The sequence below is a fragment of the Campylobacter sp. genome (assembly GCF_052170435.1).
In the GTDB taxonomy this organism is placed as follows: Bacteria; Campylobacterota; Campylobacteria; order Campylobacterales; family Campylobacteraceae; genus Campylobacter_A.
The window spans coordinates 63,556-88,274 of the sequence record NZ_JBQNAN010000004.1; the positions used below are offsets into that span (position 1 = coordinate 63,556).

The window sequence follows — 24,719 nt, forward strand, 5'->3', positions numbered from 1 at the left end:
TAGAAGCGGCATCACCGCTTCTAGCGTTTATAGGCTTATCTCTTTTATATCGGCGATTTTGAGGAATTCCGCGTAAATTTGCCCCACGAGCGCAAGGCGGTTTTTACGCACGAGCTCGTCCTCGGCGTTTATCATTACGTTGTCGAAAAACTCGTCTATCGCGGCTTTTAGACCGAAAAGATTTTTTAGGCGTTCGCTGTATGAGCCGCCTGCTTTTACCGCGGCCTTAAAGGCGTCGTTTAGCTTTCTCTCGCTCTGGTTTTCAAATTTCGCCTCATCTACCGCGCCGAAATTTTCATCCTTGATGATGTTTGCCAGACGCTTAAACGTGCTGAAATTTTGCCTAAAGTCATCCGCCGCGCAAATCGCGCCTAGAGCTTCGATCGCCTCGCACTGCGCGAGCACGTCGCCTTTTTTGCTAGCTAGGCAGGCCTTTACGACGGACGGATTTACGTCAAAGAACGTATAAAGTCTATCGAAAATGAAATTTATCAGCGCCTCGACGTCAAATTTAGCGTAACCCTCCGCCGTTTCGCGCAAAAACGCCGCGATATCAAAGTTTAGATTTTCGTTTTGGATGATCTTGATGACGCCGTTAGCCGCGCGGCGCAGCGCATACGGGTCCTTGTTGCCGCTTGGGATTTTGCCAGCGCTAAAAAGCCCGATTAGCGTCTCGAGCTTGATCGCGAGCGCGACGACGGAGCTAAAGATAGTGCTAGGTAGCGCGCTGGCCTCGCCGCTTGGCAGATACTGCTCCTTGATGGCGGTTACGACGTTTTCGTTTTCGCCCTTAGCCGCCGCGTAGTAGCCGCCCATAACGCCTTGAAGCTCGGTAAACTCATACACCATCTGCGTGGTTAGATCGGCCTTACTCAGCATCACGGCGCGCTCCAGCAGTGCCTCGTAGCCCTCTCCCGCGCACTCTTTTAGCCGATCGGCGCAGATTTTAGCCAGTCGTTTTGCGACGCCTAGCTCGCGCACGCTTTTATCAAATGTACTGCCAAGCTCCTTTAGATAGGTGATGTTTTTTAGCTTTTCTGGGCCAAACTCATGCGCTAGGTCGCTGCGCCAGAAAAACATCGCGTCGCTAAGCCTTGCGAGAAGTACTTTTTCGTTACCTTTTACGATGAGTGAGGGCTCGGGCGAGATAGCGTTGCTGACGACTACGAAGCGATTAGCGAGCTTGCCGCCCTCAAAAACGGGAAAATACCTCTGATTTTCCTTCATCGAAGTGATGATGACCTCGCTAGGCACCTCCAAAAACTCCCGCTCAAAGCCGCCCAGCAGCGCGGTCGGATGCTCGGTGATCGCTACGACTTCGTCTAGCAGCGCCTCGTCCACCTCGACCGTTACGCCGTTTTTAGCTTCGATTTGTTTAAATTCGCTCAAAATTTTCTCTCGGCGCGCGTTTTGGTCGAGAATTACGCCGATTTTAGCCATCGCGGCAAAATAATCTTTTGCGTTTTTAACGGCAAATTTATCATAGCCCACGCTTCTGTGCATGAAAATACTGTCGCCGCTTTCCACGTCAAATTTGTTAAATTTAACAACCTCGTCTCCAAGCAGGCACAAAAACGAGCGTACCGGGCGGATAAACTCAAATTTACCCTCGCCCCAGCGCATTGATTTGCCGAAATTTAAACTCAGCAAAAACTTCTCGATCATGTCCCCCAGAAGCTCCGAGCTTGGCTTACCCGCAACGGGCTTTTTGTAGTAGAGCACCTCTTTGCCGCCGACTGTTTCAAATTTTAGCTCGGACTCTGCGATACCGCATTTTTTAGCAAAGCTTAGCGCGGCAGGCGTCCATGCGCCGTCTTTTTGCGCGACTTGCCTCGGCGCGCCGATAAACTCGCTAAATCCGTCCTCCTGACGCACCGCAAATTTCGGGTGATAAAACGCGATCCTGCGCGGCGTGTAGTAAAACTCGCACTCGCTATCTAGGCCGTTTTGCGCTAGCGTCTCGCGCCATTTCGCCACGACGTTGCCGCACTCTTTTAAAAACGGGATCGCCGGCAGCTCCTCGACGCCGATCTCCACGATCAGTTCTTTTGTTTCGCTCATTTTTTATCCTTTTTTAAATTTTGTCTTCTTTTGCTTCTCTCAAGCGTCTGCGTGACGAATCCGCGCATCAAAAATATCACGAAAAGCACGAATGCGCCCAGCATCACCGCATCAATTGTCTTCATTTTCTATCCAAATTTGAGGTTCGTTTTTGTAGCTCACGACGCGAACGGAGGTGAAAATCGCCTCTTTTTCGTTGCGCGGTTTGCCCTTTGCGCCGTAAATTTTAATATCTCCGTATGGCGTGTAGAGTCTGCCGTTTCGCACTTCGCCGCCGATACGACCAAATACGTCGCCCGCGCGCGCTTGTTTTAGGTTTTTGGCTTCCAGCATCTGCTCATGCGGGTCTTGCGTTTCATCATAAATTTTCACAGCGTAATGCGAGCTGATCTCAAGATTTCCCTTAAACTCGTCTAGGCGGTTTACCGCTACGTCCATTACCTGGCCGGGCTTTGCGTCGTTTTTTGGCTCGTAGACGTAGATACCGCGCTTATCTTGCGCCAGCGTAAAACCCTTTTTATCCTTTTGCACGACCGTAGCGCGTTTTAGCAAAACGGGCAAATTTGACTTTTTTGATAGCTCGCCGACCCGCGCCTTGGCGATATTTTGCAGCGTATTTTTAGCGTTTTTATCAAAATTTAGCCTAAAAACCAACGCGAAATGATCCGAAATTTGCGCCCCGCTCTGCTCAACCTTAAAGCTATTTAAGACATAGTTTTGACTAAGCGCGTCCTTTGAGAGCAGGACATGATCAAGCGCGTTTAGACTCGTATGCGAGTAGCACTCGTGCTTTGGCAAAAACGCCCAGAGATTGGCTAAATTTTTACTAATCTCAAGATCGCCCAGCAGCTCCTTATCTCCGTAAGGCGTATTAAAATCGCCCAAAACCACGACTCTTTCGGTATCCGCTAATGCTGATTTTAGCGTGACAAAAGCCGTTTTTCTCTGCTTTAACGGATTTTTCCTAGCCGGAAAATGTAAATTTAAAAGGCTAAATTTTTGCCCATTAACCTCAAAATCAAGCTTCAAAATGTCCCTTGTTTTTACGTTTGGCACGCTAAAAATCTGCGTTTTTTCAGGCTTTACGCGAGAGATGACGGCTAGGCCTACGGGGCCGTTTTTGCCCTTTGAAAAGGCAAAATATTTATAGCCCGTATCCTTCATCAGCTCTTTTAAAATCGCTTCGTTTTCTATCTCTTGAAGCGCGATGATATCGGCGTTTAGCTCTTTTATCTTTGCGCTTACGGCTTTAAATTTAGCGCTCGCTTTTTTCTCGTTCCACTCCGATTTGCCGACGACGAAATCCTTATACTCGCTACCGTCGTTTTTGGCGTCAAATAAATTTTGCGCGTTAAAAGTAGCGATCTTTAGCTCGGCACCCGCCGCAAAAACAGCGAAAAACAGGGCCGAAAAAAAGAGCGTAAAGAGCCTATTTGCAGTAAATTTCATAGCGCGCTACCAAGGCCTGACTGGGCGAAATTTTGCCTGATAGCCTCATACGCGATGATGCCCGCGCTCGTGGCTAAATTTAAGCTCCTGCCCTGCTCGCCCATCGGGATTTTGATCGCGTTTGCGAAATTTCGCTCCATTAGCTCCATAGGCAGGCCCGTGCTTTCGCCGCCGAAAAACAGAAAATCGCCCTTTTTAAACTCCGCTTCAAAATAAAATTTATGCGCCTTCGTCGTCGCGTAAAAAAATCTATCCTCGTAAGCGGCGTTTGCGCGTAAAAACTCATCCAAACTCTCCCAAATCACCGGATTTAATCGCGCCCAGTAATCAAGCCCTGCGCGCCTAACAGCCTTTTCGCTGATGTCAAAAACGGTCGGTTTGATTATATGCAGCTTAAGGTTTGCATTTACGCACATGCGGCCAATCGAGCCCGTATTTTGGGGAATTTGAGGATGAACGAGGACGATGTTGAACATTTAAAAAGCCGCCTTAGCCTGCGCTTTAAAAGCCACAAAAGTACTTGCCGAGTCGCTCAAATTTAGGCTTTTTGCAAAACTTATACTAAAAAGAATATTTTTATTTTGAAAATTTATATTTGAAGTTTTTTCCACTTTCGCCTCTTTAAAATAGGGCTTGATTTTAGCCAATTTGCGCTTTTAACTAGGTTAATTTTTAAGCGCGGCTTGACTTTTCGTTTAAAAATTTTTCTATCGCCAAATCCTGCCTGTGCCTTATCTCAGCGCCGACCTGCGCGCCTTTAAAGCCTTGCTTTAAAATCTCGGCCGTATCGATAGCGGGTTCAAATTTAGCTTCATAAACTCCTAAACTTTTAGCTCTTTTTATGAGGCTGGGCGAGTTTAGCCCGAGCCAGCTTTTTAGCGGTTTATCTAGCGCGATTTTAAGCAGCTCGCACTCACTCGGACGACGCACAAAAAACGGTTCCTTAATGCAAACTTCAAAGCTTTTCGGCAATCCTAAATCGTAAAAATTTTTAACGCCGAAGTAGCCGTTTAAAAGATACAAAAACTCGCGCTCGTCTTTTTTGCCGTTTTGTTTGGGTAGAAATTTAACCGCGCTTTTTAGCTTTACGGCAAATTTTTCCGCCTCGGCGCTGCTCAAATTTAGCCCGAAAATTTTACCCAAAAGACCTAGTTTATAAAGATATAAAAAGCCAATTTCTTGAAATTTAGCGCCGAAAAGCTTCATCAGCTCGCCGTTTATGCGCTCTCGGCTAAGGTCGCTGATACTTAGGCGTTTCATCAGCCTCAAACTACCTCGCGCGATACGGAAATTTAGCCGTGCGCTAAACTGTACCGCACGCAGTACGCGTAGGCTATCTTCGGCGAATTTTTCATCGTCGATATGGCGCAAGATACGGCGTTTTAGGTCGCGCTCTCCGCCGTAAAAGTCCAAAAACGAGCCGTCAAAGATATTTATCATCATCGCATTTACGGTAAAGTCTCGGCGCAAAGACGCCGCGCGCTCGTCGTCCGTATATGCGACCTCAAACGCTTTGTGTCCTTCGCCGGTTTTGTTTTCGGTTCGCGGCAAAGAAAGATCGAAATTTTTAAATTTATAAACGAAGTAGTTTTTGCCTACGCCGCAAGCGCCGATTTGAGCCATCAGAGCATCAAATTTGGCAGGATCGATGCCGTAAATTTCAATGTCAAAGTCGGAGATTTTTTTACCGAGCATCGCGTTGCGAACGCAGCCGCCGACGATATACGCGCGCTTGGTGTGGGGTGCTAGAAAATCTCGCAACCATTTTAGATTTTTATTTTTGCAGATTTTCGAGCCGATTTTCGACATTTGCCAGCACGAATTCTAAAAATTTAAGCGTGAGCGAGAGCCTGTCTTTCAGATTTTCCTCGCCGGTCGCGTTTAGCCCCTCAAAAAGCACCAAAATGCGCTCTTTTAGGTTTTTTAGAAATATCTCCTCGCCCGTAAAATTTGTAACCTCGACTTCAAAGGCTTTTTGCGGGGCAGCGATTGCGGCGACCTCCTCTACGCCGTCAAATTCGGGCGCGACGTTTTGTGAGTTTGCCGCGCTATCCAAAGTCGCCTCAAACTCGCTAGCCTCGTCCGCTACGCTTATCTCGCCGACTAAATTTGCAAGCCCGGCGGCGTTGGTCAAATTTACGTCGCCGCTTGACGTTGGAACTCCCGTCAAATTTGCCACGCTTTCAGCCTCGCTAGCATCCAAGTTTTCCTGTGCGGCGCTCATTTGCTTTAGCTCCATCGCCACCTCGTCTATCGCCATTTTCGCTATTTCTTCTAGTTTCATAGTTTTATCAGCCACCTTTTAAATTCGGTTGTTTCTTCGTCGGTTTTCATCTTGATGAAAAAGTCTCGCATCTGCTCGTTTACGCCCGTTTTTTTTCTGCTAAGGCCGCTTAGACGCCTTATCGCAGCGATCGCGGCGGCGTTTGCAGGCTCGCGCTTTAGGATGTTTTTATAAACTATCAGCGCGTCGTCTTTTAGTCCTTGAGCCTCGTAGATTAGGGCTTCTGTGATTGTATTTTTCATTTTTTTATTAGCGAGGCGATGATGCCGCCCATCTCGCTCGTAGAGCAAATTTCTTTAGCGCCAAACTCCGCTATATCCTTCGTCCTGTACCCTTGCGCGAGCGCGGCTTTTACGGCGTTTTCGATCGCTTTTGCCGCCTCGTTTTCGCCAAATGAATACCTAAGCATCATCGCGGCGCTCAGTATCGTAGCGACCGGGTTTGCGATGCCCTGCCCCGCGATATCGGGCGCGCTGCCGTGGATAGGCTCGTAGATGCCTATCTTGCCCCCGATGCTGGCACTCGGTAGTAGTCCGATCGAGCCGCACACCATGCTAGCTTCGTCGCTTAGGATATCTCCAAAGAGATTTTCCGTCAAAATCACGTCAAATTTACTAGGCGCGCGCACCAGCTGCATAGCTGCGTTATCGACGTACATAAACTCCAAATTTACCTCCGGATAGCTCTTTGCTACCTCGCTCGTGACCTCTCGCCACAGCTGACTGGTCTCTAGCACGTTTGCCTTATCGACCATGCAGACGCGTTTTTTGCGCTTCATCGCGGTTTCAAACCCGACCTTCGCGATGCGCTCGATCTCCTCGCTAGTGTAGGTCATCGTGTTGTAGGCGCTATTTTCTTTTTTCTCGCGCGGCTGACCGAAGTATATCCCGCCGGTTAGCTCGCGAACCACGATAAAATCGACGCCCTGAAGGACTGATGGCTTTAGCGTGCTAGCGTCTACTAGCTCGTCAAATATCATCGCAGGGCGCAAATTTGCATATGCGCCAAGCTCTTTTCGCAGCTTCAAAAGTCCGCTTTCGGGGCGCAGATGGCGCGGCACGCCGTCCCATTTAGGCCCGCCTATAGCTCCAAAAAGCACCGCGTCCGAGTTTAGCGCGCCGTTTAGCGTCTCGCTAGGCAAAGGCTCGCCAAACACGTCGATCGCGGCGCCGCCCATCAGATAAAAGTTATAGCTAAGCTCAAAACCAAACTCCGCGCTAGCCGCATCCAGCGCCTTTATCGCCTCGTCCACTATCTCAGGGCCGATGCCGTCGCCCTTTATCACCGCTATGTTATAAATTTTAGCCATTTTATATCCTTGTTTTCGCGTATTCTATGAGGCCGCCGCTTTTTAAAAGCTCTTGCATAAACGGCGGTATCGGGCTAAATTTATACTCTTTGCCGCTCGTTAAATTTACGACCGCGCCGTTATCCACGTCGATTTTTAGCTCGTCGCCCGCGTTTATCTCGTCCGTTTCTTTGATTTCCAGTATCAAAAGTCCCGTGTTAAAGCTGTTTCTATAAAAAATCCTAGCAAAGCTCTTAGCTATCACCGCGCCTATGCCTGCGGCCTTAAGCGCCAAAGGAGCGTGCTCGCGCGAGCTGCCGCAGCCGAAATTTTCGCCCGCTACGATGACGTCGCCGACGGAGATTTTTTTGCTAAATTCGGGATCGGCGTCCTCCATGATATGAGTGGCCAAGATTTTCTCGTCGGAGGTATTTAGATAGCGCGCGGCTATGATGATGTCGGTGTCGATATTGTCGCCGAATTTCCAGACTTTTGCTTGTTTCATGATTCGCCTTAAGATTAAATTTGGGCGATTTTATCCAAAAGAAGCTAAATAAACAATCAAAGCGCGCAGGGTAGCGGTCGGTGCTGGTAAATTTGAGGTTAAATTTAAGCGGTTCGGCTCGCGGGTCAAATTTTAAATTTTATATAAAAAACAAGCTTGCCGAGAGGGAAATTTAACAAACCGAGCAAATTTGAGCGGTTAGAAAAGCCGGGTTTTAAAAGCGGTGCGGGATCGCGGTTAAATTTGTTTTAGAAGAAGGACGAGATATCGCTTGGATACTCGTCCGTAGATTTTTTATTTTTACGTTTTGTTTTCGGTTAAAATAAAACCACCGCTGCCGTTAGACAACCCCAAAGCACGGCTCCGATAGCCATAGTTACGTGAGTTACTGCAGAATCTTTCATCTTTTTCTCCTTTATTTTTGGAGAATTATAATGACCTTTTGTGTCCTCAATGTGTCCTTTGTATGACTTTTTAAAATTTCGCGTTAAATTTACGCTTATTCTGTCAAATTTTTCACCCGCAAGTTAAATTTGCCGCGCAATCAGCCAATAAAAAACCAAATTTGCCAGCCGCAGAATAGCAAATTTAAATGATTTCAGCCGCGGCTTCCCTCAAATTTTACGCGCATTTGGGATCACTACGCTTACGGTCGTGCCGCGCCCAGGCTCGCTTTCAAGGCTTATCTCGCCGCCCAAAAGATGAACTATACGACGCACGATAGATAGCCCTAGACCGCTACCCTTGCCCTTGTGCGACTCCTCGCATTGATAAAACTTATCGTAGATTTTTTCTAGCTTTTTAGCCTCTATGCCCGCCCCCTCGTCGCTGATGCGCACGACAAGCCGCCCGCCCTCTTCGCGGCAGCTCACGCCGATGTCCGCAGCTGAGTATTTCAGCGCGTTATCCATCAAATTTACCCAAATTTGCGCTAGCATCGAGGCGTTGCTACGTACGCTCACGGCGACTAGATCTAGATCGAACTCCCGCCCGTCGTACTTTTGCATTAGCATCGCGGCGGCCTTTCGCAGCTGCTCGTATACGCGCACGTTTTCGTCCAAATTTACGCCCGCCTGGCTATCTAGCCGCGAGAGCAGGAGCATATCCTCGCACAGCCTGCTTAGCGCGCCTGCCTGCTCTTTTATGAGGTCTAGATACTCGTTTCTGCGCGCTTTGTTCGTCTCGTCCTGCGCAATCTCGCAGTAGCCGCTGATGACGCTTAGAGGCGTTTTTAGCTCGTGCGAGACGTTTGAAATGAAGTCCTTTTGCATGTAGTCCATTTTTTCTAGCGCCGCCGCGGTCAAATTTATATTTGCCGCCAGCTCGTCTAGCTCGTGCAGATACTCGCTATCAGAGCCGCGCTTGCAGTTTTTACGCGCGACCCTAACGGCAAAGTCGCCTCTAGCGATCTTGCCGGCTGCTAGTCTAAAGCTCTCGACATATCTCAAAAAGTATGCCGTAGCCGCGTAAAATATCGCTCCGCCCGCGCCCATCACGATAGCGCAAAAGCTGATAATGCCCCAAAACATCCCAAGCTTCATCTCAAATATCCGCTCGTAAGCCAGGATCGCCGCCGACGCCGCGACGCAAAGCACGCAAAAGACGAAGATAAACATCGCCGCGGTGTAGGTTTTTAAGCTGATTAGGTATTTTTTCTTATTTTGCGTAGTATTCATATTTTATTTCCGTTTTTTTGTATAGACCGATCTCTTTTATGTCGCCGTTTTCGTAGTATTTGTCCGCGGGCTTAAATTTGACCGAGGTTTTATGCGTCAAATTTCCCCGCTCGTCCCTCGTTATATCTTTAAACTGCAATATTTGCCAGATTTTTGCCTCGGAGCCGAAGTAATTTACCGACGTATACTCCATCTCGTCGCCGTTTGCGGCGTAGTAATAAACCCATTTTGAGTTCGGGGCTTGCGTGATTTTTTCGTATTCGCCGTTTGGCTTGCGCTCGAAGCTTATCTCTATGCCGTGCCGCGGCTCCATATTATTTTCTATCCGCGTTAAAACGCCCTTTTCGTCGTAGACGTAGCTATCGTCCGTCACTAGCGTCCCGCCCGAATACGCCGCCCTAGCGATCATTTTGCCGTCCTTGCCGTAGGTAATTTTCTCCGTGCGGGGATAAAATTTATCCTCCACGTGCTGTTCTTTGGCCGTCGCGACTAAATTTTCGCCGTCAAATTCGTATTCGTAGAGATAAACGGCGCTATCTTGATACTTTTTGCGCACTAGCCCGTCTTTGCCGTACTCAAACAAAACCGAGCCGTTCGGTACGCCGTTTATATGCTCGGTTTCTTGCACTATATAGCCGTTTTCGTTAAACTCCGTCCGCTTTACGCGCGTATTTTCTAGCGTCCCGGAGCCGTCCATTGAGTATTCGTACTCCGTAGCCGTCATGCTTTTTACCTCGCCTTTTAGCTCTCTTTTGCTCCAGTCGCTTTCGGGTAAAACGGCCGAGTTTAGATAGCAAACCGCCGATGCCGCCGCTAAAATAGCTTTTAAAATTTTCACTTTATCTCCCCGCACTCACTCGTAAATTTCGCCCTTATAGCCGATGCCGCGCACCGTAGCTATCTCAAAGTCCGCGCAGTTTTCTAGCTTGCGGCGTAGTTTTTTTACGTGCGTATCGACCGCGCGCTCGTCGCTATCCGTGTCGTAGCCCCAGATTTCTTGCATGATTTCTAGGCGAGTGAAAATTTTGCCCGGGTTTGAGAGCAGTAAAAAGAGCAGATAAAACTCCTTTGGCGCGAGCTCCACGGCCTCGCCGCCGATTTTTAGGCTAAGCGCCGCATAGTCTAGCTCGGAGTTTTTAAACTTCAGCCGCTTGCCGCTAGCGATCTTGGCTCGGCGCAAAAGCGCGTTTATGCGTAGCGTCATCTCTTTTAAATTTACGGGCTTGCTCATGTAGTCGTCCGCCCCCGTGACAAAGCCCTTCTCCATGCCCTCCATGCCGCTTTTTGCCGTTATCATGAGCACCGGCAGCGACTCGTCTAGCAGCTTGATTTGCTTGGTTAGCTCATATCCGCTAAGCCCGGGCATCATGATATCGGTGATCACAAGATCGGCACGCTCGCTCTCTAGCAGCTGCAAAGCCTGCCGCCCGTCAAATGCCGCAAGCGGAGAAAAGCCCTCCTGCGCGAGCTTGAGGCAGATTATTTTATTTAAATTTTCGTCATCCTCGGCGACTAAAATTTTAAACATTTATTTTCCTTAAATTTGCCCCGAATTTAACGGGCAAGGCGATAATTTTTGTCCTATTTTATCAAATTTAACGAGAATTCGGCGGGCAAATTTAGCGAAGCATCATCAAAACGCCGATAACGCAGATGATAACGGCTGTAAAAATCTCCAAAAGTCGCAGGTGGGTTTGCAAAAATTTCTTTAGTATCGCGCCGCCAAGAGCATAGATGCTAAGCGAGCAAAACTCAATAAAAACGAGCGTAACCGTGATAGAGAGTATGCGCGGCAGGCTAAAAGGATCGTTCGCGTCCAAAAAAGTCGGCAGCAAAGCCGATAGAAAAATCCACGCCTTAGGATTTGAGATGCAGACCACGGCGCCGTTTAAAAACATCTGCTTTTTACTCGGCAGCTGCGAGACCTTCGTTATACTAAGCTGCCCCTTGCTAAAAAACAGCATAGCGCCCAGATACAGCAGATAAAGTCCCGCAATGACGTTTAAAACTTTAAATGCGAAGCTATAATGCGCTAAAACGGCGCCAACTCCTAGCATGCAGCAAATACCCACGAAGGCCAGAGAGGCGAGCTGCCCCGACATCATCGGCAGCGCGCGCACGTAGCCTAGGCTCATGCCGATACTCATCGCGTAGGTCATGTTGATGCCCGGCATCAGGCTGATGGGAAAAAACGTAACGGCAAAAAGTAGGTAGTTCATAAAGCGCCTTAAATTTTAAAGAAATAGTAAATCAAATTTAATAAATTTAAGATAAAAAACGGCGGCCAAACGGCGGAAATTTAGCAAAATTTGCTTAAGACGTCGTTTGCGTTTTTGGATCGCGGCGGGAAATTTGCTTTTTTATGCGCGGGCGGGAAATTTACCTGGCTTTGCGGCGGCTTTTGCTTGCGTTTTTTGAGGCGCAGAGCGTAAATTTTGCAGGCTTATATTTGAGCGCATAAATTTGAACCCGCAAATTTAAGTTTATATACGCGGATTTAAATTTACCCCGCAAAACGGCTCTAAAGCCAACCGACCGTTTAGCATGTTTTGCGGTAAAATTTGGAAATCTAAGCTATCACGATCAGTACGCCAAGCCCATTGCCCGCGACATTTTGATAAAAGTTCAAAAGCCCGTTAAAATGCTCTTTTAGCTCGGCTTTGATATCCTCAAATTCACTCTCGTACTCCCATATCTCGGGATAGGTGCCCGCCTCGCCGAAGTCCGCGAAATTTACGTTTGCTAAAAGCGCGCCGATGTCGGTACTCTGCATAGCTTTGGCTACGGCTTTTACGTCATCTGCGTCTACGTAAGATACCGCCTCGCTCCCCTCCTCGCCCGCCATGCCGCGTCCAAATATCGCCCAGCTAAGCGGATTTGGCGTCGCGAAAATCTCGCCCGCACTCATCGCTTCAAACATATTTTTGCCCGTTAGCGTTTTATGCATCGCGTCCCACATTTTATCCAGATCGTATTCGTCCAGCGCCTCGCCGTCGCCGCCGTTTTTGATCGCCTCTATAACGCCTTGCGCATAGGCGTAATAGTGCGCGCTCATTCCCATTTTTGCTCCTTAGTTAAAATCAAATAAAGTCTCAAATTTAAGACAAATTTGCCGCTAACGACGGACTAAAAAGTCATCACCTGATCGCACTCCGCGACCCAGCTAGCAAGGATATCCATGCTGCCTTTTATCTCGCTATCAAAGTACGGCTCTCCCGCGTGCAGACCGCATCTAGCCTCACAGCTGCCGCAGACTTTTAGCGCTACGCCGTTTGCGTGTAGCTCTTTTAGTTTCGCCACGAGATCAAAGTCGTAGTTTTCGGGCTTTTGCGTGCTATTTCGCACAAGATCTACCGCGTCGTTCATCAGAAATATCCTGACGTATTCGCCCCTGTTTTTGAGTGCTCCCGCTAGTCGCAATGCGTTATACGCGTTATCCGTACCGTTATACGGCTGATTTGTGAGGATGAGTAGAAATTTTTTCATTTTGTGCTCCTTTTGCTGCTTTTACTAGCTTCGCTTAAAAACCTCGCCTTTGCGACGCCGCTGGTTTTAGCGGTACAAACAGTGCAAATTTTAGCTAAGTTGTGCGTAAAATATCTTAAATTTGAGCTCAAATTTGAAATAAATTCCTCGCCGTAAAGCCGTAATAAAAAGGAAATTTATATAAAGAGACGGCGGACCGTAAATTTAGCAAATCCGCCGTAATATTAAATAAGTGCAAATATCGCAAAGCTAGGCGAGGCGAATTTTGCTTCGCGAATGAGGCGGGCTTATCGCCCGTCACAGTGAAGTGAAGTAAAATTCAACGATGCATAGCGATGCGAGACGCCGCGCGCTTAGTGAGTTAAGAAAAGCTCCTGGATCTTAGCTTTATCCGTAGTCTGCGTAAGCGCAAGCATTAAAAGCACTCTAGCTTTTTGCGCGTTTAGGTTGTCGCTAGCTAAAAAGCCGTATTTACCGTCGTCTACCTCGCCGTTTAGCGTGGTCTCGCCGCTACCTACGCGTGAGTCGCGCACGACTACCACGCCGCCTTTGACTGCTTCACCTAGAGCCTCAAGCGCGCTTGGGAATGGATTTCCATTACCCATGCCCGCGTTTACGATGCCTTTAGCACCGTTTTTGACGGCCAAATTTACAAAGTCCGGGTTGTCGTTTGAGTGACTGTAGATGATATCGACCCTTGGAAGCTCTTTGATCTTCGTGATGTCAAATACCGAATTTACGGTGTGTTTGCGCGTTGGATTCATATAAAATTTGACGTTACCGTAAAACACGGTGCCGATCTTGCCGCTGTTTGGAGATTTAAATGTATCGACCGCGGTAGTGTTGGTTTTAGTCACCTCTCTAGCCGCATGGATCTCGTCGTTCATCACGACTACTACGCCCTTGCCTGCGGCTTCTTTACTCATCGCGACATTTACGGCGTTAAAGATATTTAGAGGGCCGTCCGCGCTTAGCGATCCGCTGTTTCTCATAGCGCCGACCATTACGATAGGTTTATCGCTTTTGACGACTAAATTTAGAAAATACGCCGTCTCCTCCATCGTATCCGTTCCGTGCGTGATGACGACGCCGTCGGCCTTGCCGCTAGTTAGTAGCTCGTTTACTCTGTTTGCGAGCTTAAACCAAACTTCGTTGTTCATCTCTTGAGAGCCGATGTTTGAGATCTGCTCGCCTTTGATGGTCGCTATTTTGTTGATTTCAGGTACCGCGGCGATCAGTTTATCGACCGTAACGGTTCCGGATGTATAGCTCGTATCAAGAGCACCAGAGCCGCTGCCGGCTATCGTGCCGCCAGTTGCAAAAATGTAAATCGTCGGCTTTGCAAAAGCCAAAGTCGCTCCTAAAAGCATGAAAATCACCGCCTTTACTGCAAAACGCATGTTTGCTCCTTGTATTGAGATGTTACTAGGATTTTAGCGTTTATTACTTAAATTTATTATTAATTCTTAATTTTTATTTTCAGTTAAATAATCCTAATAAGCGTCATATATATCGCCGTCGAAACCGTGATACTAAGCAGGGTATTTTTAAATTTTAGATGAATCAAAACCGCGCTAAAAACTGCTAGCGCTTCGTTTAGTCCGTACGGATAAACGTCAAATTTAACGTCTCTTAGCCCGTAGCACACCAAAATAACCATTATCATCAGTCCCATGTGTCGCTCCACGGCGCTAAGCCACGGGCTAGGCTTATAGTTTTTGATGACGTAAAACGGCGCGGCGCGCGTCAAAAAGGTCGCAAACGCGCTTAGCAAAACGGCGACGAATATCGCCCACTCGCTAGAATTTACGCTTATCAAAGCTTATCCTTAAAAACTAAAATAAAAATAAAGCAAAGAGCCATCGAGCCTACCAGCATCGCTTTAGCTGGCATGAGTGCTACGCCGGCGACTCCAAACAGGCACGCCGCGCCTAGCACCTTATAGTTTTTATCGTTTTTAAACATCTCCATCACGATAACGATAAAAAGCGCCGTGAGGCTAAACTCAAGCCCGCTCGTATCGACCTTTATCAGCCCGCCGGCTAGGCATCCGACCGCCGTTCCGGCCACCCAGTAGAGCCACGAGATCAAATTTAAGCGCGTAAAAACATAACTGCGCTCCGCCGCGTCCGAGATATTAAGCGCCTTAAATATCGCAAAAGTTTCGTCCGTGAGAGTCGCGATATTTAAAAGGCGAAATTTGAGATCTTTGTACTCTTTTAAAAGCGCCAGCCCGTAAAAAGTATGGCGTAAATTTACCAGATACGAGACGATAAAAACCTCTAAAAGCCCCGTACCCGCGCTAAAAAGCGAGAGCATCATAAACTGCGCTGCGCCGCCGTATGCCAGCGTGCTAAGAGCGACGGCGATAAATGCGCTAACGCCCATGCTTTTAGCCAGTATTCCAAAAGCGACTCCGAGGGGAAAATAGCCCATAAATATCGGAACGCTAAGCTTAAAAACGTAACTAAAATGCAAATTTTTTCCTTAATAAAAGCGCGATGATAGCTAAAATTTTAAAAAAATTGGATAAAGGCTGGAGATTTGATCAAATTTGAGCTAATGACGCGGTGGGCAAATTTAACCAAACCAAATTTAGCGTTTAGTATAAAGTTATCCGCATTTTAATAATAAATCTTATAAAATGGCGCTAATCTTTTTATAGGAGTAAATTTATGAAAAAAGTAGTCATAGCGGCAGCATGCGCGACGGTTTTGTTTGGTGCGGGCAACGACGCAAAGATATTGCAAGGCGCTTGCGATGCGGGAGACGTAAGAGGCTGCTATAATCTGGGCGTTTCGTACGCAAACGGAGAAAGCGGCTTGGAGCAAGACTACAAAAAAGCCAGCGAGCTATTTTTGAAATCATGCGAGATGGGAGACGCAAAAGGCTGCTATAATCTAGGAATTTTGTATAGCAACGGTCAAGGCGTAGCGCAGGACTCTAAAAAGGCTAGCGAGAACTTTTTAAAAGCTTGCGATAAGGGGGACGCAAAAGGCTGCTATAACCTTGGATTTTCATACGAAAAAGGTCAAGGCGTAAAACAAGACTACAAAAAGGCCGGCGAGCTATACTCTAAAGCTTGCGATATGGGAGAGGCGCTAGGCTGCGGCAATATGGGGCTTTTATGCGAAAAAGGCCAAGGGGTAAAACAGGACCTTAAAAAAGCTAGCGAGTTACACTCTAAAGCTTGCGAGATGGGGTATGCGGGAGGCTGCTATAACCTTGGAGTTTTATACATAGAAGGTCAAGGCGTAAAAAAAGACTACAAAAAGGCTAACGAGCTGTTTTCTAAGGCTTGCGATATGGATGACGCGGAGAGTTGCTATAATCTCGGCGTTTCATATCACGACGGTCAAGGCATAAAACAAGACTACAAAAAAGCCGTTGAGTTGTTTTCTAAAGCTTGCGAGGCAGACTACGTAAAAGGCTGCTACAATCTCGGAGGCTCGTACTACAACGGTCAAGGCGTAAAGCAAGACCTTAAAAAAGCTAGCGAGCTATACGCTAAAGCTTGCGATATGGGCTATGCAAACGGCTGCTATAATCTCGGCGTTTTATACGCGGAAGGCCAAGGCGTAATCAAAGATAAACAAGCGGCTAAGAAGTATTTCGGCAAGGCTTGCGATATGGGCTTGAAACAAGGCTGCGATAGTCACAAAATCCTAAGCAAATAAGAATAGCGAGTAAGAACCGCTGCAAAACGGCTAAAATTTAGCTCAAATTTAGCCGTTTTTCACCGTAAATTTAAAAAGCCGCCGAAGTCCGTCAAATTTGCAAATTTGAAAGACCCGGCGGCGTCAAATTTAGCCTATTTTAGGCTATCTCTTTAGACTATTTACGATCGAGAGCATATCGTCGCTCGTCGTGATCGCCTTTGAGTTTGCTTCGTACGCGCGCTGACCAGTGATGAGGTCGGTCATCTCTTCTACCAGCTGGACGTTACTCATCTCGACAAATCCCTGTCTGATCGTACCCAGACCGTCCTGACCCGCCGTACCGACTACGACCTCGCCGCTAGAGCCAGTCGGCAGATAGAGGTTGTCGCCCATAGAGTGCAGGCCTGCCGGGTTGATAAAATTTACTAGTTCGATGCGGCCCACCTGCGTCATCTCGGTGTTACCCGGCTGCAGCACGGAGACTGTGCCGTCGGTGCCGACTGAGACCTGCGTGGCGTCGGCCGGGATAGTCATCTGCGGCTGTAGCACGTATCCGTCGGAGTTTACGATAGTGCCCTCGCTATCTAGCTTAAAGGCGCCGTTTCTAGTATACGCCGTCGTACCGTCCGGAAGCTGCACCTGGAAAAAGCCGTTACCCGCGATAACCATATCGAGGTTGTTACTCGTTTCTTTAAAATACCCTTGCGAAAATATCTTCGTTATCGCCGTCGGACGCGCGCCCAGACCTACCTCGATACCCGTCGGGCTTTTTGTCGTGGCGCTGGTTGCCGTACCCGCATACTCCATGACCTGATACATCAGATCGGCAAATTCGGCGCGGTTTTTCTTGTAGCCGATAGTGTTTACGTTTGCGATGTTGTGCGACGTGATATCGATCTGGGTTTGTTGGGCGATCATGCCGGTGGCGGCGGAGTAAATAGACCTCATCATTTTCGTGTTTTCCTTTCTTAGCGCGTTGTATCTTGAGCGTATACTTCGTTGGGTTTTTTCTCGGCTTCGGTTACGTATTGCATATACGCGCCCTCGCCTCGCAAAAATCCGCCTAGTCTCCATCTCAAGCTACTGCCGCTTATCTTTATGTATCTAATGAGCGGCTCATCGCTTTTGCCATTGCAAAATATATTCCAAATTTGCAGTCTTAAATTTTACGCTTTTGCATAAAAAACCGTCTAAAATTTACAAATTCGGCGCGATTTCTTGCATTTCTCGGGTATCTAGCAAAAGACGTTCCAAATTTGCCAATTTGGGAAAATTTGAAAACATTTTGGCGGAAGTATTTTAAAATAAAATTTTGAAAGAAAATTAGAGTTGAAGCACCTGCGATCGTAAGCAAAAAGCAAATTTAAAATAGCCATAATAAGCAAAGTATTTTTAGATGATTTTTAATGCTGTTGCAGTTTTTGCGACTGAGGCTAACCATTAAGGTTGCCGAAGAAGCAAAAACCAAACTCATTAAAAAGCGCTAAAAAGGCGCAGCTTATTAGACTTTCGTATTAGCAAGCTTACTTATAGCTTCCTGATTTAGATCGTCCATATGCGACGTCATCACCTTTTGATACATCTCGACAAAGCGCTGCGTCTCGATGAGTCCGACCATCTCGGTCACGGCGTTTACGTTGGAGATTTGGGTATACTTCCACGCGACCGCGTCTATCTCGCCGCCTATGTCTTCAAGCTCCTTTAAATTCGGCAAAACATAGAGATTATCGCCCTCTTTGGTTAGATTTCGTATCTCTTTTGGCTGCGCGATATAAAGCCTAGCCAGCGGCTCCTCGTTTGAGTAGAGATTGCCGTTTTTATCGGCGGAGAAACGCTCGCCCTGCGGGATTTGGATGCCTTGAAAATTATTCGTAAAATAATCGCTCGGCAGCACCTTGTACCCCTCTTTGGTTACCAAAAATCCGTCCTCGTCGAGATTAAACGAGCCGTTTTTAGTTAGGCGTACGTCGCCGGGCTTCACCTCGACTAGGAAAAACAGATCCTCTCGCTTCATCGCAAAGTCAAGGTCGTTGTTTGAAAATTTAAGCCCGCCCTGGCTAAAATCCACGTATTGCTCCGAAATTTGCGGCACTCTGTCGATAGTTCTGTTTAGAAATTTCGCCGCGTCTTTCGTGTGATTTTCTATCGGCAACTCGTCGCGGTACTCTTTGAAAATCCTCTCAAAATCCCCCACTACGACGTCGTCGCGCTTAAAGCCGATAGTGTTTATGTTGGCAAGATTGTTTGCGATTACGTCCAGGCGGTTAAACTGCGTCACCATGGCGCCGGTTGCTTGGTAGTAGCCGTTGTTCATTTACTTTTCCTTATCTTGGCGACTCGTCTTGTTTGCTACGCTTTGCTTGCAACTTTCAGACGAGCGCATTTTTCTGACTAGATCAGCAACTTCCGTTCCAACTCAAATTTAATAAAATTTTCAGCAAATTTAGCTTACTTAAAAATGCCCGAATGATCGCATTTTTATTAATGTTTAAAAAAATTTGGGTATAATCCTCGTTTTCTACAAAAAGAAGGAATCCCGAATGAGTACCGCAAAAAAAGAGGCATTGTCGCTTATAGAAGAGCTTTTTAAAGAAAATGCCAAAGGCTATATCACTTACGAAAAACTAGTTAAATTCCTAGACAAAGCGCCGACTGCGGCGATAGCAAAAAAGATAGAGTCGCTAGCTAAAGCAAATAAAATCCAGCTCATCACCTCGGCTGAAATCGCCAAAATGCGCAACATCGAAGACGCCAAAAAGCGCCGCGAAGAGCTGGCGAAACTAGCCGACGACAGTCTAGAGGAAGAATTTGACCTCGCCAGCGAAACGGATCTGCTCGAGTGGTCGCGCTCGGATAGTCCCGTGCGTATGTATCTGCGCGAAATGGGTCAAATCGCGCTACTAACCAAAGAAGAAGAAGTAGAAATCAGCAAAAAAATCGAACTTGGCGAAGATATCATTATAGATGCGTTTTGCTCGGTGCCATACCTCATCGACTTTATCCTTGACTATAAAGAACCGCTCATCAACCGCGAACGCCGCGTAAAAGAGCTTTTTAGAAGCTTTGACGACGAGGGCGAGGAAGGCAGCGAAGAGGTCGAAGAGGAGGAAGAGGAAGAGATCGAAGACGAGGGCGAGGAAAGCGAAGAAAAAGAAGCCAAGCCTAAAAAAAATAGTAAAAAAGACGATAAGCGAGCCGAAAAGGTAATCGAGAGCTTTAGAGCGCTCGAAAAGGCTAAAAAAGAGTGGCTAAAAACGGCAAATAAGCAAAATGAAGTCGAGACGGAAGATGAGTTTTTAGCAAAGATAACGCTTGCATTTAAAAAGAAAATCCTAAAAGACAAGCTGATGGATCTAGGACCTACGAGTAAGCTCATAACCGAGATCGTAAAATCGATGGAAACGGCGCTAAAGAGTGATGATGACTTCGACAAAGAGCTAAAAAGGCTTGAGTATAAGCTACCGATGTTTAGCGACGAATTAAAGAAAAATCACAAATCTATCTTAAAAGATATAATCAAGCTAAGCAAAGACGATATCATCGCTAGAGTGCCAGAAGCTACGATGGTCTCGACCTACGTGGAGATCAAAAAACTATTTGCGACCAAAGAAGCGAGCAAGAGCGGATTTAACCTCGATCCGATACTTTTAAAAGAAATTTTGGAGCAAATCAAACGCGGCAAAAAGATATCCGACGAAGCAAAAGCTAGGATGGCAAAGTCAAATTTACGTCTAGTCGTAAGTATCGCCAAGCGCTACACAAACCGCGGTTTGCCGTTTTTAGACCTTATCCAAGAGGGCAACATCGGACTGATGAAAGCGGTTGATAAATTTGAGTATAAAAAAGGGTATAAATTTTCGACCTATGCGACGTGGTGGATACGCCAGGCTATCAGCCGTGCTATCGCCGATCAGGCCCGCACGATACGTATCCCTATACACATGATAGAAACGATAAACCGTATCAACAAAATCAACCGCAAATATCTACAAGAAGAGGGCAAAGAGCCTGACGTGAGCGTCATTGCGCAAGAGGTCGGACTAAGCGTAGACAAGGTAAAACAAGTCATCAAAATCACGAAAGAGCCTATAAGTCTAGAAGCCCCTATCGGCAACGAGGAGGACGGCAAATTTGGAGATTTTGTCGAGGATAGAAGCTCGCTAAGCCCGATGGATCACATCCTAAAAAACGACCTAAAAGAGCAGATAGACGAAGTCCTAGATCAGCTAAACGAGCGCGAAAAAGCTGTCATCAGGATGAGGTTCGGCTTGCTCGACGACGAGAGCGACCGCACGCTAGAAGAGATCGGCAAGGAGCTAAACGTAACTCGCGAGCGCGTCCGCCAGATCGAAAGCTCTGCGATCAAAAAACTAAAGCACCCAAAAGTCGGTAGAAAACTCAAAAACTACATCGAGGGCTAAATTTAGCCCTCCTCTTTTATAGCCGATCGGCAAATAAAACCAACTACCAAATTTAAAAAAATCCCAAGGCACAAAGATGGATCAGAAACCCCTGGCCGAGATAAAATTCCACGGCATAGCTTCTAATATTTTACTGATAGGCGGCTGTATGTCTATTTGGATTTTGTGCGAATTTTGCAGCCGCGTCTCGCTGGCTGGATTTTTGACCGCCATGTTTTTTATTTGCCTTATATTTCTCACATAGACGATCTTTAGGCTTCTTGCCGCTAGACAAATTTCCAAACTCTCCGCAAGCAAACTCTTTACCAAAACCTTCTCCGCACTAGTCGCGGCGGCGTTAATAGCGATTTTATGGCTATATATGGCATTGTATTCGGTAAGTCAAGTCGTATTTGGCGCGGTAGAGTATGCCGCGGCGCAGATCGGAGGCTCTTTCGTAGATAATGCTTACTCTGTAATCGGAGCGGTCGCAAATAATTTTTTAAATATACAAGGCTCGGCCCTTACGATATTTCTTACCATAGACTCTATTCTTACTATCTACTTTTGGTTTATGCTCGGCGTTGCGTACTATCTGCTCGGCAAAGATACGCAGAGCAATGCTTTCTACATCTACTCAGGCTTACCCTTTATGTGCACAGCGCTTCAGTTTATCGATATTTCACCCCTTAATGGTTTGGTATCTCCATATACGCTGCTTACGATAGCGCTCTTGATCCTGCTTTGCGAACTAGCGGCTTGGGTCATGGTCAAAAACATCGCTCTTGCGTAGTCTTAAAATTTATAAATTTCAAATTTCATCACAGCTACCACGCTTGCCGTTTCGCTAAATTTATCAAAAACTACACCAATGCCACCCCTCAAATTTACCCGCAAAACAAAATCTGTAAATTTATGCTAAATTTATCGCCGTTCTTGTAATATACTGCTGTTTATTTATTGGTTAAAAGTACCAATTTTAAGCCTATAAATAAATATAATTTAAAAACTTAAGGAAAAACATGAGTAAATTTCACTCTTTCGCGCTAGCTCTTGCGCTGTGCGCGAGTTCGCTTTTCGCAGACCGCATCGTAACCGATCAGCTAGGCCGCGACGTCACGCTGCCTGACGAGGTCAAACGCATAGTCGTGCTTCAGCACCAAAGCCTAAACGCGCTAAATGAGCTAAACGCGCTGGATAAGGTCGTCGGCGTGCAGGAGTCGTGGGAAAAGTCGCTCGGCAAAAACTACATCCGCCTAGCGCCGAGCCTAAAAGACATGCCGACTCCTGGCGATCTAAAGGTCATCAACTACGAGGCGGTGCTTAAGCTAAAGCCCGACGTCGTGATCGTCACGAACTACATCCCAAAAGAGTACATCGACAAAATGAGCGAGCTTAAGATCCCGGTGATCGCCGTTAGCTTTCAGCGTAGCGACGCCGCCGATAAAGGCAAGCTAAATCCGACCTTCAAAGACGACGAGGCGGCCTACACCGAGGGCTTTTACGACGGGATCGAGCTTCTTGGCAAGGTCGCAAACCGCGAGAAAGAGGCCGCCGAGCTCATAAGCTTCGTCAAAACCTCGCAAGAGCAGCTAAAGGCTAAATTTAGCGATTTCATCATAGATAAAAGACCTAAAATTTACATGGCAAATCCCGATCTCACGACCTACGGCAGCGGCAAGTACACGGGCATAATGTTTATGCGTGCAGGCGCGCAAAACGTTGCGGCAGAGAGCATCAAAGGCTACAAGCAGGTATCCGCCGAGCAAGTTTTAGCGTGGGCGCCGCAGATGATCTTCGTGCAGGATCGCTATCCGCAGGTGCCAGCCGAGCTTAAATCCAACCCGCAGCTTGCAAATTTAAGCGCGGTCAAAGAGGATAAAATTTACATGATGCCGGAATACGCCAAAGCGTGGGGCTATCCGACTGCCGAAGCCATGGCGCTTGGCGAGTGGTGGCTAGCGATGAAGCTCTATCCAACGCACTTTGACGAAGCGGAATTTAACAAAAAAGTAGAGGAATTTTATCAAAAATTCTACCGCACGAGCTATAAATGAAATTTTCCGCCCTGCTGCTGCTCTGGGTTCTGCTGTTTGCGGTATCGCTGGGCATCGGTCAGTATCCCGTTAGCCTAGAGGAGACGGGTAAAATTTTGCTCGGCTCCTCCGCCGATGAAACGGCAAAAAGCGTGGTGCTTGATATCCGCATCCCGCGCGCCCTACTTTCGAGCCTTTGCGGCGGAATACTGGCGCTTAGCGGCCTCGCGCTTCAGGCGGTGTTTAAAAACCCGCTCGTAGGTCCGCACATCGTGGGCGTGAGCACAGCGGCGGCATTTGGCGGTGCGCTTTGCATCATGCTTGGCTTTGGCTCCTACTTTATCGTGGGTTTTGCCTTCTTTTTCGGGCTCGCCGCGCTTTTTATGCTCTACTTTATCGCTAAATTCGTCTCGCGCAGCGACGTCTTTTCGCTCATTCTGGCCGGCATCGTCATAAACGGCGTATTTGCCGCGCTAACGAGCCTCGTGCAGTATCTAGCCGACAACGAAGACGTACTACCGAACATCATCTACTGGCTGCTTGGCAGCTTCGTGCGCGCAGACTACGACAAGCTCATCATGCTCGCCGCCGTTTCGGCACCCTGCGTCGCGGCGCTCATCGCGATGCGGTGGAGATTTAATCTACTCAGCCTCGAAGACGGCGATCTAAAGGTGCTCGGCGTAAACATCGTGCGGCTGCGCTCGGTCATCCTCGTCGTCTGCACACTGTTAGTCGCCGCGCAGGTCAGCGTCAGCGGAAACATCGGCTGGATCGGCCTGGTGGTGCCGCACGTCGCTAGGATGATATTTGGCAGCGACCACTTGCGATCGATGCCCGCTTGCTTCGTGGCAGGAGCCGTTTTTATGCTCGCTATCGACGACGTATCGCGCTCGATAAGCTCTAGCGAAGTGCCGCTTAGCATCATCTCCGCGCTCATCGGCAGCCCGATATTCGCCATCCTCTTAAAAAGGAGCGCCGATGCGAACAGAAGGTAGTTTGCTCTCTATTAAAAACGCTGGATTTTTCTACGAAAAGGGCAAATTTCTTTTTAGAAATTTAAGCTTTGAGATAAAGCGCGGTCAAATTTTAGCGATTTTAGGACTAAACGGTCAGGGCAAAAGCACGCTGATGTCGTGCATGATGGGAATTTTAGGCCTCAAAGAAGGCGAGCTAAGCACGCAGGCGAAATTCGGCTTTTTGCCGCAAAGCTTTAGCGTGGCGTTTGATTACAGCGTGCAAGACATCGTAGCGATGGGGCGTGCGCGCGATATTTCGCTATTTTCAAAGCCGAGCAAACGCGACGTGCAGATCTGCTTGGACGCGCTTGAGAGCCTTGAAATTTCGCACCTGAAAAACAAGCGCTTTAACTCGCTTTCGGGCGGCCAAAAGCAGCTCGTGCTCTTTGCCAGGGCGATCGCTAGCAAGAGCAAAATTCTGTTTTTAGATGAGCCTGCTAGCGCGCTTGATATCAAAAACCAAGACCGCGTGCTAAGTCTCATCGTAAATTTGAAGCAAAAAAGCAATGCGAGCATCGTTTTTACCACGCATCAGCCAAACCACGCCCTTGCGGTAGCGGACCGCACGCTCGTCTTAAAAGACGATCTTAGCTACGTTTACGGGCCCAGCGCCGAGGTTTTAAACGAGGAAAATTTAAACGCGCTCTACCGCGTGCGGATGAAAACGGCGGAATTTGACATAGAGGGCGAGCAGATTCCCAGTATCACGCAAATTTTCAGTGCGCAGGTAAAGTAGTTTTTTAATCGGCAAAATTTGAACTGTGTAAAATTTTATGTATTTTAAAATTTGCGAGTTTGTAAATTTGCCGATTTTTTAAAATTTTAGATTAGTAATTTGCGCAGACTACGAGCTTTGCGG

The 24,719-nt window shown here is 47.4% G+C and carries 27 protein-coding genes; 6 read left to right on the plus strand and 21 right to left on the minus strand.

Translation table 11 applies throughout. The features are described from left to right. Window positions 1-27 precede the first annotated feature (27 nt). The 18 genes from glyS to ACTTJF_RS03025 all read right to left on the minus strand — a co-directional run bounded on the left by glyS (window position 28) and on the right by ACTTJF_RS03025 (window position 15,227). Complete coding sequence (gene glyS / locus ACTTJF_RS02940) at window positions 28-2,061, minus strand: glycine--tRNA ligase subunit beta (RefSeq protein WP_442550696.1); 2,034 nt, start codon at window positions 2,059-2,061, stop codon at window positions 28-30. Next, a complete protein-coding gene (locus ACTTJF_RS02945; RefSeq protein WP_442550697.1) occupies window positions 2,058-2,186 on the minus strand; it encodes a hypothetical protein in 129 nt (42 codons plus the stop codon). Before ACTTJF_RS02945 ends, glyS begins: the two co-directional genes overlap by 4 nt. Next, the gene (locus tag ACTTJF_RS02950; protein ID WP_442550698.1) at window positions 2,173-3,510 is read right to left on the minus strand and encodes an endonuclease/exonuclease/phosphatase family protein; all 1,338 of its coding nucleotides are present in this window, start codon (window positions 3,508-3,510) and stop codon (window positions 2,173-2,175) included. Before ACTTJF_RS02950 ends, ACTTJF_RS02945 begins: the two co-directional genes overlap by 14 nt. Beyond that, window positions 3,507-3,986, minus strand: a complete 480-nt coding sequence (locus tag ACTTJF_RS02955; RefSeq protein ID WP_442550699.1) for a tRNA (cytidine(34)-2'-O)-methyltransferase — start codon at window positions 3,984-3,986, stop codon at window positions 3,507-3,509. Before ACTTJF_RS02955 ends, ACTTJF_RS02950 begins: the two co-directional genes overlap by 4 nt. A gap of 196 nt (window positions 3,987-4,182) precedes the next feature. Next, on the minus strand, window positions 4,183-5,319 hold the full coding sequence (locus ACTTJF_RS02960; RefSeq protein WP_442550700.1) for a CCA tRNA nucleotidyltransferase: 1,137 nt from the start codon (window positions 5,317-5,319) through the stop codon (window positions 4,183-4,185). Then, entirely contained in the window at window positions 5,285-5,794 is a 510-nt protein-coding gene (locus ACTTJF_RS02965) for a CiaD-like domain-containing protein (protein ID WP_442550701.1), read from the minus strand. The genes ACTTJF_RS02960 and ACTTJF_RS02965 overlap by 35 nt, the downstream gene beginning before the upstream one ends. Further along, a complete protein-coding gene (locus ACTTJF_RS02970) occupies window positions 5,791-6,036 on the minus strand; it encodes a hypothetical protein (protein WP_442550702.1) in 246 nt (81 codons plus the stop codon). Before ACTTJF_RS02970 ends, ACTTJF_RS02965 begins: the two co-directional genes overlap by 4 nt. Next, entirely contained in the window at window positions 6,033-7,103 is a 1,071-nt protein-coding gene (gene leuB, locus ACTTJF_RS02975) for a 3-isopropylmalate dehydrogenase (RefSeq protein ID WP_442550703.1), read from the minus strand. Before leuB ends, ACTTJF_RS02970 begins: the two co-directional genes overlap by 4 nt. Window position 7,104: 1 nt before the next feature. Then, a complete protein-coding gene (locus ACTTJF_RS02980; protein WP_122863074.1) occupies window positions 7,105-7,587 on the minus strand; it encodes a 3-isopropylmalate dehydratase small subunit in 483 nt (160 codons plus the stop codon). A gap of 614 nt (window positions 7,588-8,201) precedes the next feature. Beyond that, window positions 8,202-9,263 (minus strand): sensor histidine kinase, encoded by a 1,062-nt coding sequence (locus ACTTJF_RS02985; RefSeq protein WP_442550704.1) that lies wholly within the window; start codon window positions 9,261-9,263, stop codon window positions 8,202-8,204. Next, a complete protein-coding gene (locus ACTTJF_RS02990; RefSeq protein ID WP_442550705.1) occupies window positions 9,244-10,101 on the minus strand; it encodes a hypothetical protein in 858 nt (285 codons plus the stop codon). The genes ACTTJF_RS02985 and ACTTJF_RS02990 overlap by 20 nt, the downstream gene beginning before the upstream one ends. 15 nt (window positions 10,102-10,116) lie before the next feature. Beyond that, a complete protein-coding gene (locus ACTTJF_RS02995) occupies window positions 10,117-10,791 on the minus strand; it encodes a response regulator transcription factor (RefSeq protein WP_442550706.1) in 675 nt (224 codons plus the stop codon). Window positions 10,792-10,882: 91 nt separating this feature from the next. After that, the gene (locus ACTTJF_RS03000) at window positions 10,883-11,482 is read right to left on the minus strand and encodes a LysE family translocator (RefSeq protein WP_314127825.1); all 600 of its coding nucleotides are present in this window, start codon (window positions 11,480-11,482) and stop codon (window positions 10,883-10,885) included. Between the two features lie 350 nt (window positions 11,483-11,832). Next, a complete protein-coding gene (locus tag ACTTJF_RS03005; RefSeq protein WP_442550707.1) occupies window positions 11,833-12,324 on the minus strand; it encodes a YfbM family protein in 492 nt (163 codons plus the stop codon). 65 nt (window positions 12,325-12,389) lie between these two features. Continuing rightward, entirely contained in the window at window positions 12,390-12,749 is a 360-nt protein-coding gene (locus tag ACTTJF_RS03010; RefSeq protein ID WP_442550708.1) for a DsrE/DsrF/TusD sulfur relay family protein, read from the minus strand. A 353-nt stretch (window positions 12,750-13,102) separates the two neighbouring features. Next, complete coding sequence (locus ACTTJF_RS03015; RefSeq protein WP_442550709.1) at window positions 13,103-14,149, minus strand: type II asparaginase; 1,047 nt, start codon at window positions 14,147-14,149, stop codon at window positions 13,103-13,105. Window positions 14,150-14,232: 83 nt separating this feature from the next. Then, window positions 14,233-14,568, minus strand: coding sequence for a branched-chain amino acid transporter permease (locus tag ACTTJF_RS03020; protein ID WP_442550710.1), 336 nt, complete (start codon window positions 14,566-14,568; stop codon window positions 14,233-14,235). Beyond that, entirely contained in the window at window positions 14,565-15,227 is a 663-nt protein-coding gene (locus ACTTJF_RS03025) for an AzlC family ABC transporter permease (RefSeq protein ID WP_442550711.1), read from the minus strand. The genes ACTTJF_RS03020 and ACTTJF_RS03025 overlap by 4 nt, the downstream gene beginning before the upstream one ends. A 197-nt stretch (window positions 15,228-15,424) precedes the next feature. On the opposite strand from ACTTJF_RS03025, the gene ACTTJF_RS03030 reads away from it, so the two are divergent. After that, the gene (locus ACTTJF_RS03030) at window positions 15,425-16,426 is read left to right on the plus strand and encodes an SEL1-like repeat protein (RefSeq protein WP_442550712.1); all 1,002 of its coding nucleotides are present in this window, start codon (window positions 15,425-15,427) and stop codon (window positions 16,424-16,426) included. 144 nt (window positions 16,427-16,570) lie between these two features. Here ACTTJF_RS03030 and flgG read toward each other — a convergent pair whose 3' ends face one another. Together flgG and ACTTJF_RS03040 are read right to left on the minus strand one after the other, a co-directional pair. Further along, window positions 16,571-17,359: a flagellar basal-body rod protein FlgG gene (flgG, locus tag ACTTJF_RS03035; RefSeq protein ID WP_442550713.1), complete on the minus strand. Its 789-nt coding sequence runs from the start codon at window positions 17,357-17,359 to the stop codon at window positions 16,571-16,573. 550 nt (window positions 17,360-17,909) lie between these two features. After that, complete coding sequence (locus ACTTJF_RS03040; RefSeq protein WP_442550714.1) at window positions 17,910-18,722, minus strand: flagellar hook-basal body protein; 813 nt, start codon at window positions 18,720-18,722, stop codon at window positions 17,910-17,912. Between the two features lie 226 nt (window positions 18,723-18,948). On the opposite strand from ACTTJF_RS03040, the gene rpoD reads away from it, so the two are divergent. Next, entirely contained in the window at window positions 18,949-20,829 is a 1,881-nt protein-coding gene (rpoD, locus tag ACTTJF_RS03045; protein WP_442550715.1) for an RNA polymerase sigma factor RpoD, read from the plus strand. A gap of 81 nt (window positions 20,830-20,910) precedes the next feature. Here the strand turns inward: rpoD and ACTTJF_RS03050 are convergent, their stop codons facing one another. Further along, complete coding sequence (locus ACTTJF_RS03050) at window positions 20,911-21,138, minus strand: hypothetical protein (RefSeq protein WP_442550716.1); 228 nt, start codon at window positions 21,136-21,138, stop codon at window positions 20,911-20,913. 52 nt (window positions 21,139-21,190) lie between these two features. On the opposite strand from ACTTJF_RS03050, the gene ACTTJF_RS03055 reads away from it, so the two are divergent. From ACTTJF_RS03055 to ACTTJF_RS03070, 4 genes are all read left to right on the plus strand, one after another. Further along, window positions 21,191-21,601, plus strand: coding sequence for a hypothetical protein (locus ACTTJF_RS03055; protein WP_442550717.1), 411 nt, complete (start codon window positions 21,191-21,193; stop codon window positions 21,599-21,601). Between the two features lie 229 nt (window positions 21,602-21,830). Further along, window positions 21,831-22,865: an ABC transporter substrate-binding protein gene (locus ACTTJF_RS03060; RefSeq protein WP_442550718.1), complete on the plus strand. Its 1,035-nt coding sequence runs from the start codon at window positions 21,831-21,833 to the stop codon at window positions 22,863-22,865. Next, on the plus strand, window positions 22,862-23,839 hold the full coding sequence (locus ACTTJF_RS03065) for a FecCD family ABC transporter permease (RefSeq protein WP_442550719.1): 978 nt from the start codon (window positions 22,862-22,864) through the stop codon (window positions 23,837-23,839). The genes ACTTJF_RS03060 and ACTTJF_RS03065 overlap by 4 nt, the downstream gene beginning before the upstream one ends. Continuing rightward, a complete protein-coding gene (locus ACTTJF_RS03070) occupies window positions 23,823-24,596 on the plus strand; it encodes an ABC transporter ATP-binding protein (protein ID WP_442550720.1) in 774 nt (257 codons plus the stop codon). The genes ACTTJF_RS03065 and ACTTJF_RS03070 overlap by 17 nt, the downstream gene beginning before the upstream one ends. Window positions 24,597-24,719 lie beyond the last annotated feature (123 nt).

Bases quoted from the DNA above. Each gene is read 5' to 3' on its own strand.
- ACTTJF_RS02950 (WP_442550698.1), bottom strand. From the start codon at position 3,510: ATGAAATTTACTGCAAATAGGCTCTTTACGCTCTTTTTTTCGGCCCTG.
- ACTTJF_RS03065 (WP_442550719.1), top strand. From the start codon at position 22,862: ATGAAATTTTCCGCCCTGCTGCTGCTCTGGGTTCTGCTGTTTGCGGTA.
- ACTTJF_RS02960 (WP_442550700.1), bottom strand. From the start codon at position 5,319: ATGTCGAAAATCGGCTCGAAAATCTGCAAAAATAAAAATCTAAAATGG.
- glyS (WP_442550696.1), bottom strand. From the start codon at position 2,061: ATGAGCGAAACAAAAGAACTGATCGTGGAGATCGGCGTCGAGGAGCTG.
- rpoD (WP_442550715.1), top strand. From the start codon at position 18,949: ATGAGTACCGCAAAAAAAGAGGCATTGTCGCTTATAGAAGAGCTTTTT.
- ACTTJF_RS03030 (WP_442550712.1), top strand. From the start codon at position 15,425: ATGAAAAAAGTAGTCATAGCGGCAGCATGCGCGACGGTTTTGTTTGGT.
- ACTTJF_RS02985 (WP_442550704.1), bottom strand. From the start codon at position 9,263: ATGAATACTACGCAAAATAAGAAAAAATACCTAATCAGCTTAAAAACC.
- ACTTJF_RS02995 (WP_442550706.1), bottom strand. From the start codon at position 10,791: ATGTTTAAAATTTTAGTCGCCGAGGATGACGAAAATTTAAATAAAATA.
- ACTTJF_RS03070 (WP_442550720.1), top strand. From the start codon at position 23,823: ATGCGAACAGAAGGTAGTTTGCTCTCTATTAAAAACGCTGGATTTTTC.
- ACTTJF_RS02945 (WP_442550697.1), bottom strand. From the start codon at position 2,186: ATGAAGACAATTGATGCGGTGATGCTGGGCGCATTCGTGCTTTTCGTG.
- ACTTJF_RS03005 (WP_442550707.1), bottom strand. From the start codon at position 12,324: ATGGGAATGAGCGCGCACTATTACGCCTATGCGCAAGGCGTTATAGAG.
- leuB (WP_442550703.1), bottom strand. From the start codon at position 7,103: ATGGCTAAAATTTATAACATAGCGGTGATAAAGGGCGACGGCATCGGC.
- ACTTJF_RS02955 (WP_442550699.1), bottom strand. From the start codon at position 3,986: ATGTTCAACATCGTCCTCGTTCATCCTCAAATTCCCCAAAATACGGGC.
- ACTTJF_RS03010 (WP_442550708.1), bottom strand. From the start codon at position 12,749: ATGAAAAAATTTCTACTCATCCTCACAAATCAGCCGTATAACGGTACG.
- ACTTJF_RS03060 (WP_442550718.1), top strand. From the start codon at position 21,831: ATGAGTAAATTTCACTCTTTCGCGCTAGCTCTTGCGCTGTGCGCGAGT.
- ACTTJF_RS02970 (WP_442550702.1), bottom strand. From the start codon at position 6,036: ATGAAAAATACAATCACAGAAGCCCTAATCTACGAGGCTCAAGGACTA.
- ACTTJF_RS03015 (WP_442550709.1), bottom strand. From the start codon at position 14,149: ATGCGTTTTGCAGTAAAGGCGGTGATTTTCATGCTTTTAGGAGCGACT.
- ACTTJF_RS03040 (WP_442550714.1), bottom strand. From the start codon at position 18,722: ATGAACAACGGCTACTACCAAGCAACCGGCGCCATGGTGACGCAGTTT.
- ACTTJF_RS02965 (WP_442550701.1), bottom strand. From the start codon at position 5,794: ATGAAACTAGAAGAAATAGCGAAAATGGCGATAGACGAGGTGGCGATG.
- ACTTJF_RS02980 (WP_122863074.1), bottom strand. From the start codon at position 7,587: ATGAAACAAGCAAAAGTCTGGAAATTCGGCGACAATATCGACACCGAC.
- ACTTJF_RS03055 (WP_442550717.1), top strand. From the start codon at position 21,191: ATGGCATTGTATTCGGTAAGTCAAGTCGTATTTGGCGCGGTAGAGTAT.
- ACTTJF_RS03000 (WP_314127825.1), bottom strand. From the start codon at position 11,482: ATGAACTACCTACTTTTTGCCGTTACGTTTTTTCCCATCAGCCTGATG.
- flgG (WP_442550713.1), bottom strand. From the start codon at position 17,359: ATGATGAGGTCTATTTACTCCGCCGCCACCGGCATGATCGCCCAACAA.